This is a genomic window from Phycicoccus jejuensis, assembly GCF_000720925.1.
GTDB lineage: Bacteria > Actinomycetota > Actinomycetes > Actinomycetales > Dermatophilaceae > Phycicoccus > Phycicoccus jejuensis.
Genome location: NZ_JOEE01000003.1, coordinates 191,944 through 204,242 on the forward strand (window position 1 = coordinate 191,944; position 12,299 = coordinate 204,242).

Below are 12,299 nucleotides of genomic sequence, written 5' to 3' on the forward strand. Positions count from 1 at the left end.
GCCTACGAGGCCCGGAACGGTGTGGTGGTGCGGATGTGCGCCACGCAGCGGGTGTCGGTGACGAACGGCTCGAGCGCCACCTGAGCGCCGCTCTCACCGGACATGACCATGGACTCGGCGACCAGGCCGCGGTGCACGCCGCAGACCACGGCCTGGTTGTCGCGCGCGAGGTCGAGGAAGGGGCAGTCGCTCAGCTCGACGCGGGCGGCCCGACCGCCCTCGGAGGTCGAGACCTCCGGTTGGTAGCCCCAGTCCTCCAGGACGTCGATGACCTCGCCGACCCGGCCGAGCCAGACGCCGGCGCTGTCGGCCGGGGTGCGCTCCGGGTGGTCGGTCAGGTGCTCGCGGGCCCAGCGGCGACCTGCCTCGTAGGGCGTGATGCGTTCGCCCTGCACCGAGGCCGTCATCGCCTCGGTCAGCAGCGTCGTCAGCAGGCGCAGGGGCTCCGGGTGGCCGGCCCCGGTCGGGGTCGCGGGCGGGAGGGGTCGGTAGACCTTGCGCGGCCGGCCGGCTCCCCCGGTGCGGACGAACTCGCTCTCCAGCACTCCCGCGGCGACGAGCTGGTCGAGGTGGAAGCGCACCGTCGTCACGTGGAGGTCGGCCTGCGGCGCGAGCTCGGCGGCGGTCAGGCCCTGCGGGGAGTCCGCGGCGCTCGTCTCGAGCACGTCGACCAGGAGGCGGCGGACGGGGGAGGCGAGGAGCGCGGCGGCGTCGTACTGCTGCGGAGTGGTCACCGGACGATCCCCCTCCTCCTATTTGCCGGACTCTGTCGCTCCATATAAGCACATGCCGGGACCGGGGGTGAAGTGCCCCGGATGATGCAAATGCACTGTTTCTGAGCCGTTCTCAGCATTTACTACGCCAAGTAGTTGTCAGGACGGCGGGGCGGGAGTAGCGTCCGCGTCGGCAGTTTTAACGGATGATCTTCCTTCCAAACTGGAGGACATATGGCATCGCCCGCCACCACCCTGGGCACGTCCCCGACGAGGGGTATCGCCCACCCTGTGGGCGCCCCGGGCGCCCGGCGGGTGCTCGTCCTGTCGAGCGCCGCGTTCACCCTGATGTTCGCGGCGTGGCTGATGTTCGGCATCCTCGGGGTGCCGATCCAGAAGGAGCTCGGCCTCTCCGACCCCGAGCTCGCCTGGGTGAGCGCGGTGGCGGTGCTCAACGGTTCCCTGTGGCGCCTGCCGGCCGGGATGCTCACCGACCGGTTCGGCGGTCGCCGCGTGATGACCGTCCTCCTGCTCGCCACGGCCGTCCCCGCCTGGTTCGTCGCGCACGCGCAGAGCTACGGCGCGCTCCTCGCGCTGGCCTTCCTCGTCGGCTTCGCCGGCAACTCCTTCAGCGCCGGTATCGCCTGGAACGCCGCCTGGCAGCCCCGCGAGCGCCAGGGCCTGGCCCTCGGGGTGTTCGGTGCCGGGAACGTCGGGGCGTCGGTCACCAAGTTCATCGGCCCTCCCCTCGTCGCGGGCACCGCCGGCGCCGCGTGGTTCGGCGGCACGGTGCAGGGCGGCTGGCGCCTGGTCCCCGTCATCTACGCCGGGCTCCTGCTCGTCATGGGCGTACTGGTCTGGGTGGGGACCCCCTCCCGCGACCGGATGCCGGGCCGCTCGGCGACCATCGCCTCCCAGCTCTCCCCGCTGCGGCAGGTCCGGGTGTGGCGCTTCAGCCTCTACTACGTCGCCTTCTTCGGCGCCTACGTCGCCCTGGCCGCCTGGCTGCCGAAGTACTACGTCGACAACTACGGCGTCTCGCTCACCGTCGCCGGTCTCCTGACCGCGCTCTACATCTTCCCCGCGTCGCTGCTGCGGCCGCTCGGCGGCTGGTTCTCCGACCGCCTCGGTGCCCGCCGCGTCATGTACGCGACCTTCGCGGTGATGCTCCTGGCCTCGGGGCTGCTCATGATGCCGAACGGCCACCTCGTCATCCAGCACGCGGACGGCTCGCAGTCCTCCCACCTCGCCTACAGCCTCGGCATCGTCCCGTTCACGGCCCTGCTCGTCGTCCTCGGCAGCGCGATGGGCATCGGCAAGGCGGCCGTATACAAGCACATCCCCGAGTACTTCCCGCACGCCGTCGGCTCCGTCGGCGGCCTGGTCGGGATGCTCGGCGGCCTCGGCGGCTTCGCCCTCCCGCCGCTGTTCGCCTACACCAAGGCGTGGACGGGCTTCCCCACCTCCACCTTCTTCGTCCTCTTCGTCCTCGTCGCGCTCAGCGCGCTGTGGATGCACCTGACCGTCGTGCGGATGCTGCACGAGGAGTCCCCCGAGCTCGCCCACCGTCTCGAGCCGGCCGCGGCCGCGCACTGAGCACCACCTCCGAGGAGAACGTCATGTCCACCACCACGACCCGCCCAGAGCAGAAGGGCGAGTGGCTCACCGCCTGGGACCCCGAGGACGAGCGCACCTGGGACAAGGGCCTCGCCTGGCGCACCCTGTGGGTCACCACCTTCTGCCTCACCCTCGCCTTCGCCGCCTGGTACCTGCCGAGCGCCGTCATCCCCAAGCTCAACGCCCTCGGCTACGACTTCACCAAGGGCCAGCTCTACTGGATGGCCGCCATGCCCGGCCTGGCCGCCGGCCTCTTCCGGCTCGTCTGGATGGTCCTGCCCCCCGTCCTCGGGACCCGACGGCTCGTCACCCTGACCAGCCTCCTGCTCATCGCCTCCACCCTCGGCTGGGGAGTGCGCGTCCAGAGCCCCACCGCCCCCTACTGGGAGCTCATGGTCCTGGCCTTCCTCGCCGGCATCGGCGGCGGCGCGTTCTCCGGCTTCATGCCCAGCACCTCCTACTTCTTCCCCAAGCGGATGCAGGGCACCGCCCTCGGACTCCAGGCCGGGCTCGGCAACTTCGGCGTCTCCCTCGTCCAGCTGCTCACGCCCTACCTCGTCGCGATCTCCGCGCTCGCGGCCTTCGGCGGCGGCCAGCAGCTCACGGTCCCCGGCAAGCCCGAGAAGACCGTCTGGTTCCAGAACGCCGCCTTCGTCTGGATCCCCCTCATGGTCCTCGGCGCCCTCCTCGCGTGGACCCTCCTGAAGTCGGTCCCGGTCAAGGCCGACATCCGCCAGCAGTTCGACATCTTCCGCAGCCAGGACACCTGGTGGATGACCGTCCTCTACATCATGACCTTCGGCACCTTCTCCGGCCTCGCCGCGCAGTTCGGTCTGCTCATGACCAACCTCTACGGCAGCGGCAACACCGACATCGTGCGTGGCACCGGCGCCTCGGCCACCGTCCTCGTCGCCGGCTACGCGGTCCCCGACGCCGTCAAGTACGTCTTCCTCGGCCCCCTCGTCGGCGCCGGCGCCCGCGTCCTCTTCGCCCCGCTGACCGATCGCACCGGCGGCGCCCCCTGGACCCTCGTCTCCGGTGTCGGCCTCGTCGGCTCGATCGCGTACACCATCCCCACGCTCACGCCCGACACCTCGTCGGCGGCGGCCCTCCAGGGCGGGTTCACGCACTTCCTCTGGGGGATGCTCGCGATCTTCCTCTTCAGCGGCATCGGCAACGCCTCCACCTTCAAGCAGATGCCGATGATCTTCGAGCGTCGCCAGGCCGGCGGCGTCATCGGCTGGACCGCGGCGATCGCCGCCTTCGGCCCCTTCTTCTTCGGGGTCGGCGTCACCACCCTCGGCCCGGTCGCGTTCTACGGCGTCGGCATCGCCTGGGCCGTCCTCTGCCTCGCGATCACCTGGTGGCGCTACGCCCGTCCCGGCGCGCCCCGCCCGAGCTGACCCCGGCACCGCCGAACCGGCGGCCCCGTCGTACCCCTGCCCGGCAGGGCCGCCGCCCGACCACCGACCACGCACCGTCGCCGAGAGGAGCGCCCCCGATGTCAGCGTCCGCGCCGCACCCGCGCCAGGTCCTCCGGGGTGTCGACGTCGCGCGCACGCACCCCCGGCACCGGGACCTCCTCGTGCTCCAGCTCGAGCAGCCGCTTCGCGCGGCCACCCGTCACGGGGCCGGGCAGGAGGCGCCGCACGGCCGGCGTGCGGTAGAGCGCGAGCAACGGGTTGGCCTGGCCGTCGTCGTCGACCGCCACCGCAGCCTCGGCGCCGGAGGACAGCAGCACCGAGCGCAGCTCCGCCAGGACGGGGGCCGCGAACGGCATGTCACCCGCGACCACCCCCACGAGCGGGCCCTCCACGAGCGCCACACCCGCCACGACGGCGGCGAGCGGTCCACCCCCGGGCGGCTGCTCACGGGTCCAGCGCACACCCGGTCGCCGCACCTCGCGACGGGGCCCTACGACGACCACCGGCCAGCCCGCCGGGAGGGCGTCGAGCAGCCGGTCCAGCACCGTGCTCCCGTCCAGGTCCGCGGCGAGCTTGTCGCTGCCGAATCGGGTCGAGCCCCCGCCGGCCACGACCACCACCGGCAGCGCGTCGTCATCCACGTCCACACTCTCCCATCACGCCACCACCACCACGACCCTCAGGAGCAGTCCCCATGTCCCGCACCGACCTCCCCGTGACCCCCGTCCAGCACGCGTGCGGCTGCGGCGACGCCGACCACGGCGTCCCCGAGCTCGACGTCCGCCCCATCCCGCACGCCATCCGGCACGCCACCGTCTTCGGCGCCATGTCGGCGATCCCCCACGGCGGCTCGCTCGTCCTCGTCGCCCCCCACGACCCCAAGCCGCTCCTGGCCCAGCTCGCCGACCGCGAGGGCCCCATCACCGTCACCTACCTCGACGAGGGACCCGAGGCCTGGCGGCTGCGGGTCACCCGCGCCTGACCGGGCGGAGGAGAGTCGTGTGCTCGTACTGCGGGTGCGAGAGCATCACCGTCATCGGCCGCTTCATGGCCGAGCACGAGGCCGTCATCGACGCCTGCGGTGACCTGCGCCGCGCCTGCAGCGGAGGGCCCCTCGACGTGACCACGGCGGCCCGCCGACTCACCGCCCTCCTCCGCCCCCACACCGCCGCCGAGGAGGCGGGCCTGTTCGCGCTCCTCGGCGAGGACCCGGAGTTCCGCGACCACATCGCCACCCTCTGCGATGAGCACCAGGCGCTCGAGGACGCCCTGGCCGCCGTCGCCGCCGGGGACGTGGCCCGGATGCCGGCCTTCGAGCTCGCGCTGCGACGCCACATCGACCGTGAGGAGAACGGCCTGTTCCCGGCCGCGGCGGTGCGCTTCGCCGGACCCGAGTGGGACCAGGTCGTCCTCCTCACCCCGGCGGCCGGACCCCCCGCATGACGAGCTCCCGCCGCACCTGGCTCCTGCTGCCCGCCGGTGTCGGCCTGCTGGCCGGCGTCTCTGCCGGGCTCGCCCGGCTCGGCCTCCCGACACCGGCCGGCCGGGGCATGATCGACGCGCACGGGCCACTCATGGTGCTGGGCTTCCTCGGCACACTCGTCGCCCTCGAGCGGGCCGTCGCCCTCCGGCGGTCGTGGGCGCTCGCGGCGCCCGTCCTGCTCGGCGCCGGCGGGGTCACCCTCGCGCTCCCCCTCCCCCGCCCCTGGGGTCAGGTCCTGCTCTTCGACGGGACGGTCGTGCTCGTCGCGGTGCTCGTCGCCCTGTGGTCACGTCGTCGCGACGACACGGTGGCCGTCGAGACCCTGGCAGCAGTCCACGCCGTGATGGCCGCACTGCTCTGGCCCCGGCTGGGCGCGGCCGCGGTCGTGCCGCTGCTGGCCGGCTTCGTCGTCCTGACCATCGCCGCCGAGCGCGTCGAGCTAGCCGCGGTCCACCTGCCCCGCAGCGCACCTCGAACCCTGGTCCTCGGGGCGGCGGCGACCAGCGCGTGCACGAGCGCGACGCTGCTGTGGCCCGACCTCGGCCTGCGGGCGACCGGCGTCGTCCTCCTCCTGCTCGCGGTCTGGCTGGCCCCGCGCGACGTCGCCGTCCGCACGGTCCGGTCGCGGGGGCTACCCCGCTTCGCCGCCGCCGCGATGCTCGCCGGGTACGCCTGGCTGGGTGCCGCGGGCCTGCTCTGGGTCGCGGTCGGCCCCACGAGCTCAGCCGGCCCCCACGACGCCCTCGTGCACGCGGTCTTCCTCGGCTTCGCGACGAGCATGGTCATGGCGCACGCGCCGCTCATCCTCCCCGCTGTGCTGCGCCGCGCCGTGCCCTACCGGCCGCTCTTCTGGCTGCCCCTGCTGACCCTCCACGCGGCCCTCGCCCTCCGGGTCGCCGGCGACCTCCTCGGGAGCTCCCCTGCCCGCGTCGCGGGCGCGCTCGGCACGGCCGCCGCCCTGCTGGCCCTCCCCCTGACGGCGGCGGCGAGCGCGCTGGTCGCCGCCCACGCACTCCCCAGCCGTCGCGAGGCGGCCCCAGCCGCCGAACACGACCACCCAACCCGTCCACCGCACTCCATCCGGCCCGAGAGGACCCCCGTCCCGTGAGCGCCCAGCCCACCCCCCGCCGCGCCCGCTTCCCCCTGCGCGACCGTCCCGGCCTGGTCTGGCTCACCCTCGCCGCGCTCGTGGCGCTGGCGCACCCGTTGGTTCCCGCCGCGTCGTGGCTCGTGGTGCACCTGGTCCTGCTCGGCGCCGTGACGCACTCGGCGATGGTGTGGAGCACGCACTTCACCCAGGCCCTGCTCAAGACCCCCGACTCGCTCGATGACCGGCGCCGCCAGAACCGGCGCATCGTCGCCCTCCTCGCCGGGACGGCGCTCGTCCTTGTCGGGGTGCCCGCCGGGTGGTGGCCCCTCACCGTCACGGGGGCGGCGCTGGTCTCGCTCTCGGTCGCGCTGCACGGGCTGGCCCTGCGGCGGCGGTTGCGCCACGCCCTGCCCGGCCGCTTCCGGATCACCGTGCGGTACTACCTCGTCGCCGCGTCGTGCCTTCCCGTCGGCGCGGCCCTGGGGGCGTGGCTCTCGCACGGTCTCGACGACGAGCAGCACGGGCGGGTCCTCGTCGCCCACTCGATGATCATGGTGCTCGGCTGGCTCGGCCTGACCGTCACGGGGACGCTGGTCACCCTGTGGCCGACGATGCTGCGCACGCGGATGGACGACCGGGCCGAGCGCCTGGCCCGCCAGGCCCTTCCGGTCCTGGCGGGAGCAGTCAGCCTGCTCGCGGCGGCGGCGCTCGCCGGGCATCGCGGTGTCGCCCTCCTCGGGCTCGCGGTGTACGTCGCGGGCCTGTGCTGGTGGGGTAGAGCCCTGCTGGCCCCGACCAGGCAGGCACCTCCCCGGACGGTCGCCACCGTGTCGGTGCTCGCGGCCGCTGCCTGGGGCCTGGTGGCGGTCGTCCTCGTGGGTGTGCGTCTCGCGACCCGCCCGTCGTGGTCGGCCGTCGCCGACGGCTACGACGTCGTCGCCGCCGTCGTGGCGGTCGGGTTCGCCGGGCAGCTGCTCACCGGCGCCCTGGCACACCTCATCCCCGTCGTCCTCGGCGGGGGCCCGTCGGTGGCCCGCGCCGCGTCCCGGCGGTTCGACCGCGCCTGGGTGGCGCGCGTCGTCGTCGTCAACGTCGGGTTGCTCGTCTGCCTCCTGCCCGTGCCGGCGGCGGTCCGGGTGTCGGTCGCGGTGCTCGTCCTCGCCTCCCTCGCAGTCTTCGTCCCCCTGCTGATCTCCGCCGTCCGCGCCGCGGTCGCGGCACGCCGGGCCCTCCTGGAGCGCGTCGCGGACGGACCGCCTACCCTGCCCGTCGCTCCCGGACTTCCTGCTGTGGCCGCGACGGGGACGGGCGGGCAGGTGGTGGCCGGGATGGCGCTCGTGGCCCTCGCCGTCTCCCTCGGTGTGGCGGCCGGTCCTCCGTCCACGGGTTCGAAGCCGGGGCCGGCGGTCGCGGTCCAGGCCACCGGGCACACCACCCGGGTCCGGGTGGAGGCGCACGACATGGCCTACTCGCCCTCCGCGGTCACGGTCCCTGCCGGCGACCGCCTCGTCGTCGACCTCGTCAACGTGGACCCGGGCTCCCCGCACGACCTAGTCTTCGAGGACGGCAGCGGGACCTCGCGCGTCATGCCGGGCCGTTCCGAGACCCTCGACGTGGGCATCCTCGGGGCGGACACGGACGGCTGGTGCAGCATCGTCGGCCACCGCCAGATGGGGATGATGCTGCACGTCCGGGTCACGGGCGCTCCCCCGCCTTCCACGTCGGCCGCGAGCGAGCTCGCCCTGCCCGGGCCACAGACTCAGGTGGACCTGACGCACGACGTGGACCCGGGGTTCCGAGCGGTGAACGCCACCGTGCCGCCGCTCGAGCCGAGCAGGGAGCATCGGGTCACGCTCCACGTCCGCGAGAGCGTGCTCGACGTGGCGCCCGGTGTCCGCCAACGACGGTGGACGTTCGACGGCGGCGTCCCCGGCCCCACCCTGCACGGCCGGGTCGGAGACACCTTCGTCGTCACTCTCGTCAACGAGGCCACGATGGGCCACTCGATCGACTTCCACGCCGGCGAGGCCCTTCCCGCCCGGGTGATGCGCACCATCCCACCGGGCGGCCGGCTGACCTACCGCTTCACCGCCGACCGAGCCGGGCTGTGGATGTACCACTGCTCGACGATGCCGATGACCGCCCACATCGCCGCCGGGATGTTCGGGGCCGTCCTCATCGAGCCGCCAGACCTACCGGCCGTCGACCACAGCTACCTCCTCGTGCAGTCCGAAGCGCACCTCGACGGTGACGGACGGACCGTGCCCGCCGGTGTCGACGCCGCCTCGGCCAGCGCTGACACCCCCGACCTCGTCACCTTCAACGGCATGGCCGACCAGTACCTCGCCCGCCCGCTCACGGCCCGGCAGGGCCAGCGGGTCCGCCTCTGGGTCCTGGCCGCCGGACCGAACCGCGGCAGCTCCTTCCACGTCGTCGGCGCCCAGTTCGACACCGTGTGGAGCGAAGGCTCCTACCTGCTCCGGCATGGGCGAGGCGCCGGCGGAAGCACGCACGGCGGCGCGCAGACGCTGGCCCTTGCCGTCGCCCAAGGTGGGTTCGTCGAGATCACCGCGGGCCGGCCCGGGGTGTACCCCTTCGTGACCCACCAGATGTCCGACGCCGAGCGCGGCGCGAGAGGGGCCATCGCCATCACTCCGTGAGCAGGCCGACCGAGCTCCACCACGCCAACCCACGCGCCGAAGATCACGAGCAAGAGTGACGAGCGGGACCGACCAGCTGCTCAAGATCGCCCGACCAGGAAATCTGGTGATCTGCGTCCTAGGCACCCACGACCCCGTCCCGGACACTGGATTCAGCACGCTCGGGCCAGGTCGCAGCGCCCGACCCAGCGGCCGGTTCTCCCCCTCCACCGAGCTGCTGCGGTCGATGAGCCCACACGAGGAGCTCGGTCATGCGTTCGTCGTACTCCGGGTGCGATCGAGCGATCTCGTCCTCGACGAGCAGCTGCTGCTCGAAGAGTGACTGGGCGTCCGGCAGCCGGTGGGCGTTGCTCTCGGCGACCTTGAGTGCCAGGTCGCACCAGAGGCTGACCAGAGCGGCTGCGTGGAGCTGCGGGGGACGTGGGGTGGTGCTGGCTGCCGAGGGCAGCGGCTGGATGGTTTGTGACACGGGTGTTCTCCAACGGGACGGCCGCGGTGCGAGGGGGGATTCCCCCGCCATCTACGCGGGGGCCTCTCCGACCCACCGACACCCTTCGGCGCCGCGTCACCTGACACAACTAGCCCGTCCGGGGGACGGGCTACCGGCGACTCGGCCCGAGCGCCGGAGGCAGCTGTGAGGTCCGCGAACTGGCGGCGAAGATGACGCTCGCCCAAGGTGCGCGCACCCGTCACACGCCGTCGAGGCCGGGGGGCAGGAGGGGGCAGGGGGCAGAAAGGGGGCAGCCCCGACTGACTTCGACGGAGATCGACTGATCTCCACTGAGGACGCGGGTTTCGGCGGCCCGGAACGCTGGTCAGGCTGGGCTCGCCCAGCCGGCCTAGCGCAGCCTGCTCGGGCTGTCGGAACCGCGCTCGACGACGTGGCCGCCCAGCCACACCGTGCCGGCGCCCAGCCCGGCGGACAGCATCGCGACGACCACCCAGCCGGCCAGGTACTGGGTCGCGAGGACGTGGGTCCCGGCTGCTGCGAGGCCGACCATCGACGCGAGGGTGGTGGCGAGACCGACGCCGACGGCAGCGACGATGACGTCGGCCTCGCGCCGCCTCTCGAGCGCCACCAGCAGCCCCGCGCCGAGCACCGAGGCGACGACAGTCGCCACGAACGGGAACACGACGAGGAACCGCTGCAGCACGACGACCCCGACCGTGGCCAGCAGCAGCGCCGCGAGGACGGAGCGCGCACGCACGGCCGTCACTGCCCCTGGGTCTTCGTGAACTTCAGCGTGTCCACGACGTGCTGCACGACCTGCGGGTCGAGCGTCTCGCCCGTGATGGTCACCGCCGCGGTGCTCGGGTACGGGTACTGCCCGGCGACGACCCAGACGCCGTGGCGGGTCGCGCCGTCCTGGGTGAAGGTGAAGTCGCTGCGCACGGCGCTGTCCGCGCCCTCGACCGTCGCGTTCTGGACGGCACCGCCCTCGTAGCCCGTCAGGCCCACGGTCGCCGGGAGGTCGAGCCGGCTGAGCGCCGCCGAGGCCGTCGGGTCCTCGCTGAAGGCGCCGGAGACCTGGATCTCCATCGAGTCACCCACCCAGCGCTTGGTGAACAGGTCCCCCGTCGGCGCCTCCTCGCGCCAGTCCGAGGGGTGTTCGAGCGTCAGGTGGCCGACCTCGGCCGAGGCCCAGCCGGCGTCCGGCCCACCGCAGCCCGCGACCCCGAGCGCTCCGGCCCCCAGGACGGCGAGCAGGATCGTGCGTCGCATCAGCATGGATGTCCTCCCTCGTCGCGTCGTCACTCTACGCACGCCTCGTACGGGACCACCGGGCGTGTGCCGTCGGGGCGGGGCGCCCCGAGGTAGGCGGCCTCGGTGGCCGTGGTCTCCGAGCTCTCCATCGAGAAGTCGGCCCCGAAGGCGAGCCCGAACTTGACGTTGAGCGCGAAGCCCTGGACGTCGGTCACCTTGTCGTAGGCGACGGTGCTGCTCGTGGCGTCGGTGTGCATGAGCATCGCGAACGGGTCGGACGGGTCGGCCACCGACGGGTCGACGGCGCCCAGCGAGACGAGACCGGGCCACTCGTAGTTGCCCGAGCCACCGAGCCAGTCCGTGACGACCTGCTGCGTCGCGGCGTCGGAGGGGTCGAGGGCGAGCACGTTCTCGGTGACGACCACGTCACCGTCGGTCGTCCCTCCGCTGATGCTGCCGCCCCCGCTGGTCTTGTCGTCGCCGGAGCCGTTGCTCACCGTGCCGCCGCCCTTGCCGCCGCTGCTGTCGGTGACCTCGCTCGTGGAGACGATCTTCACCTGGGTGATCTTGCCGTCGGCGTTCTTCGTGATGGCGAGGGACATGCCGACCATCGAGCCGTAGCCGCCGGTGGCCAGCCCGATCTGCGCCGTCAGCTTGGGGTTGAGCGTCATCGCGGTGACGTAGGTACGGGTGTCGTCCCGGGCGTCGTCGGGCGTGCCCTTGTTGTCGTTGGTCACGGTCCACTTGGAGTCGGCGCTCAGGGCCCCGGAGACGTTCTGCTCGGTCATCTTCGCCTCGGTCAGCGGCGCCGTCCCCGTCGTCGCGGAGATGCCCAGCTGGGCGTTGACCTCGCCGGTGACGGCGATGCCACCGAAGGTGGTCGACGGCACGGGCGGCGGCTTGACGCCCTTGACCGGGCGCGGCACGCAGACGCCCATGCCGCACACCGGATGGGTCATCGACCACTGGTCGAAGAGGTAGTCGTCGAGCTGCTTGCGGAAGCTGTCGGCCTGCGCCTTGGACTCGAAGTTCCACGTGCTGCCGTAGTCGAACTTCAGGCCGCCCCCGAAGTCGATCTTGGCGCCGGCCTCGAGCTGCCCCCAGGCGGCGTCGGCCCCGAAGCCGCCGGTGGCCCCGATCTCCGAGCCGTTGGTCGCCATCATCGTCACGGTGCCGTCGCTGTACTCGGTGACGACGAAGCCGGCGTTCTCGCCGATCTTGATGAAGCCGATCTTGATGACCGAGCTGTACTTGTCACCGGTCTCGTGGATGCGGCACTTGTCCGGCTCGAAGTCCTCGTCGGTCGGCGTGTCCTCCGGGCCCGCCTCCGTCGAGCCGCCGTCGCAGCCACCGCCCCCCGCCCCGGTGATGAGGCACCAGGCGCGGCGGATCTCGGGGTTGACCGCGGAGGAGTTGACCGTGAGCGCCAGCGCGGCGATGACGACACCCACGAGCAGGACGATGCCGACGTACTCGGCCGCGGTGGCTCCGCGTTCGCCGCGACGCCGCACCGCGCCCCCCGCGTCTCGCTGGTCCATCCGACGGCCCTCCCCGAAGCTGCACTCGTGTCGGACGCCACGCTATGAGGCCGGCACCGTTGCGCCACA

Annotated in this window: 11 protein-coding genes; 6 read left to right on the forward strand and 5 right to left on the reverse strand. The window is 73.0% G+C overall.

Annotated features, from left to right (window positions below):
- Window positions 1-2 precede the first annotated feature (2 nt).
- Complete coding sequence (locus IG69_RS0107145) at window positions 3-734, reverse strand: helix-turn-helix transcriptional regulator (RefSeq protein ID WP_030527478.1); 732 nt, start codon at window positions 732-734, stop codon at window positions 3-5.
- 270 nt (window positions 735-1,004) lie between these two features.
- On the opposite strand from IG69_RS0107145, the gene IG69_RS0107150 reads away from it, so the two are divergent.
- Window positions 1,005-2,309: an MFS transporter gene (locus IG69_RS0107150; RefSeq protein ID WP_245616104.1), complete on the forward strand. Its 1,305-nt coding sequence runs from the start codon at window positions 1,005-1,007 to the stop codon at window positions 2,307-2,309.
- Between the two features lie 23 nt (window positions 2,310-2,332).
- The gene (locus tag IG69_RS0107155) at window positions 2,333-3,733 is read left to right on the forward strand and encodes an MFS transporter (protein ID WP_030527480.1); all 1,401 of its coding nucleotides are present in this window, start codon (window positions 2,333-2,335) and stop codon (window positions 3,731-3,733) included.
- Between the two features lie 101 nt (window positions 3,734-3,834).
- Here IG69_RS0107155 and mobA read toward each other — a convergent pair whose 3' ends face one another.
- Window positions 3,835-4,395 (reverse strand): molybdenum cofactor guanylyltransferase, encoded by a 561-nt coding sequence (mobA, locus tag IG69_RS0107160; RefSeq protein ID WP_051750330.1) that lies wholly within the window; start codon window positions 4,393-4,395, stop codon window positions 3,835-3,837.
- 53 nt (window positions 4,396-4,448) lie between these two features.
- Between mobA and IG69_RS0107165 the strand changes: the two genes are divergently transcribed.
- The 4 genes from IG69_RS0107165 to IG69_RS0107180 are packed head-to-tail and all read left to right on the forward strand — an operon-like array spanning window position 4,449 to window position 8,987.
- On the forward strand, window positions 4,449-4,736 hold the full coding sequence (locus IG69_RS0107165) for a DUF2249 domain-containing protein (RefSeq protein ID WP_030527482.1): 288 nt from the start codon (window positions 4,449-4,451) through the stop codon (window positions 4,734-4,736).
- A gap of 17 nt (window positions 4,737-4,753) precedes the next feature.
- Window positions 4,754-5,197 (forward strand): hemerythrin domain-containing protein, encoded by a 444-nt coding sequence (locus IG69_RS0107170; RefSeq protein ID WP_030527483.1) that lies wholly within the window; start codon window positions 4,754-4,756, stop codon window positions 5,195-5,197.
- Window positions 5,194-6,345: a hypothetical protein gene (locus tag IG69_RS22080; protein ID WP_211250979.1), complete on the forward strand. Its 1,152-nt coding sequence runs from the start codon at window positions 5,194-5,196 to the stop codon at window positions 6,343-6,345. The genes IG69_RS0107170 and IG69_RS22080 overlap by 4 nt, the downstream gene beginning before the upstream one ends.
- Window positions 6,342-8,987, forward strand: coding sequence for a multicopper oxidase domain-containing protein (locus IG69_RS0107180; protein ID WP_030527485.1), 2,646 nt, complete (start codon window positions 6,342-6,344; stop codon window positions 8,985-8,987). Before IG69_RS22080 ends, IG69_RS0107180 begins: the two co-directional genes overlap by 4 nt.
- Before the next feature lie 839 nt (window positions 8,988-9,826).
- On the opposite strand, the gene IG69_RS0107195 is transcribed toward IG69_RS0107180, so the two are convergent.
- From IG69_RS0107195 to IG69_RS0107205, 3 genes are read right to left on the reverse strand one after another with little or no spacing between them, the layout of a single operon-like run.
- A complete protein-coding gene (locus IG69_RS0107195; protein ID WP_030527487.1) occupies window positions 9,827-10,204 on the reverse strand; it encodes a hypothetical protein in 378 nt (125 codons plus the stop codon).
- Window positions 10,201-10,710 (reverse strand): hypothetical protein, encoded by a 510-nt coding sequence (locus tag IG69_RS0107200; RefSeq protein WP_157577410.1) that lies wholly within the window; start codon window positions 10,708-10,710, stop codon window positions 10,201-10,203. Before IG69_RS0107200 ends, IG69_RS0107195 begins: the two co-directional genes overlap by 4 nt.
- A 29-nt stretch (window positions 10,711-10,739) precedes the next feature.
- Window positions 10,740-12,230: a hypothetical protein gene (locus IG69_RS0107205; protein ID WP_030527489.1), complete on the reverse strand. Its 1,491-nt coding sequence runs from the start codon at window positions 12,228-12,230 to the stop codon at window positions 10,740-10,742.
- Window positions 12,231-12,299 lie beyond the last annotated feature (69 nt).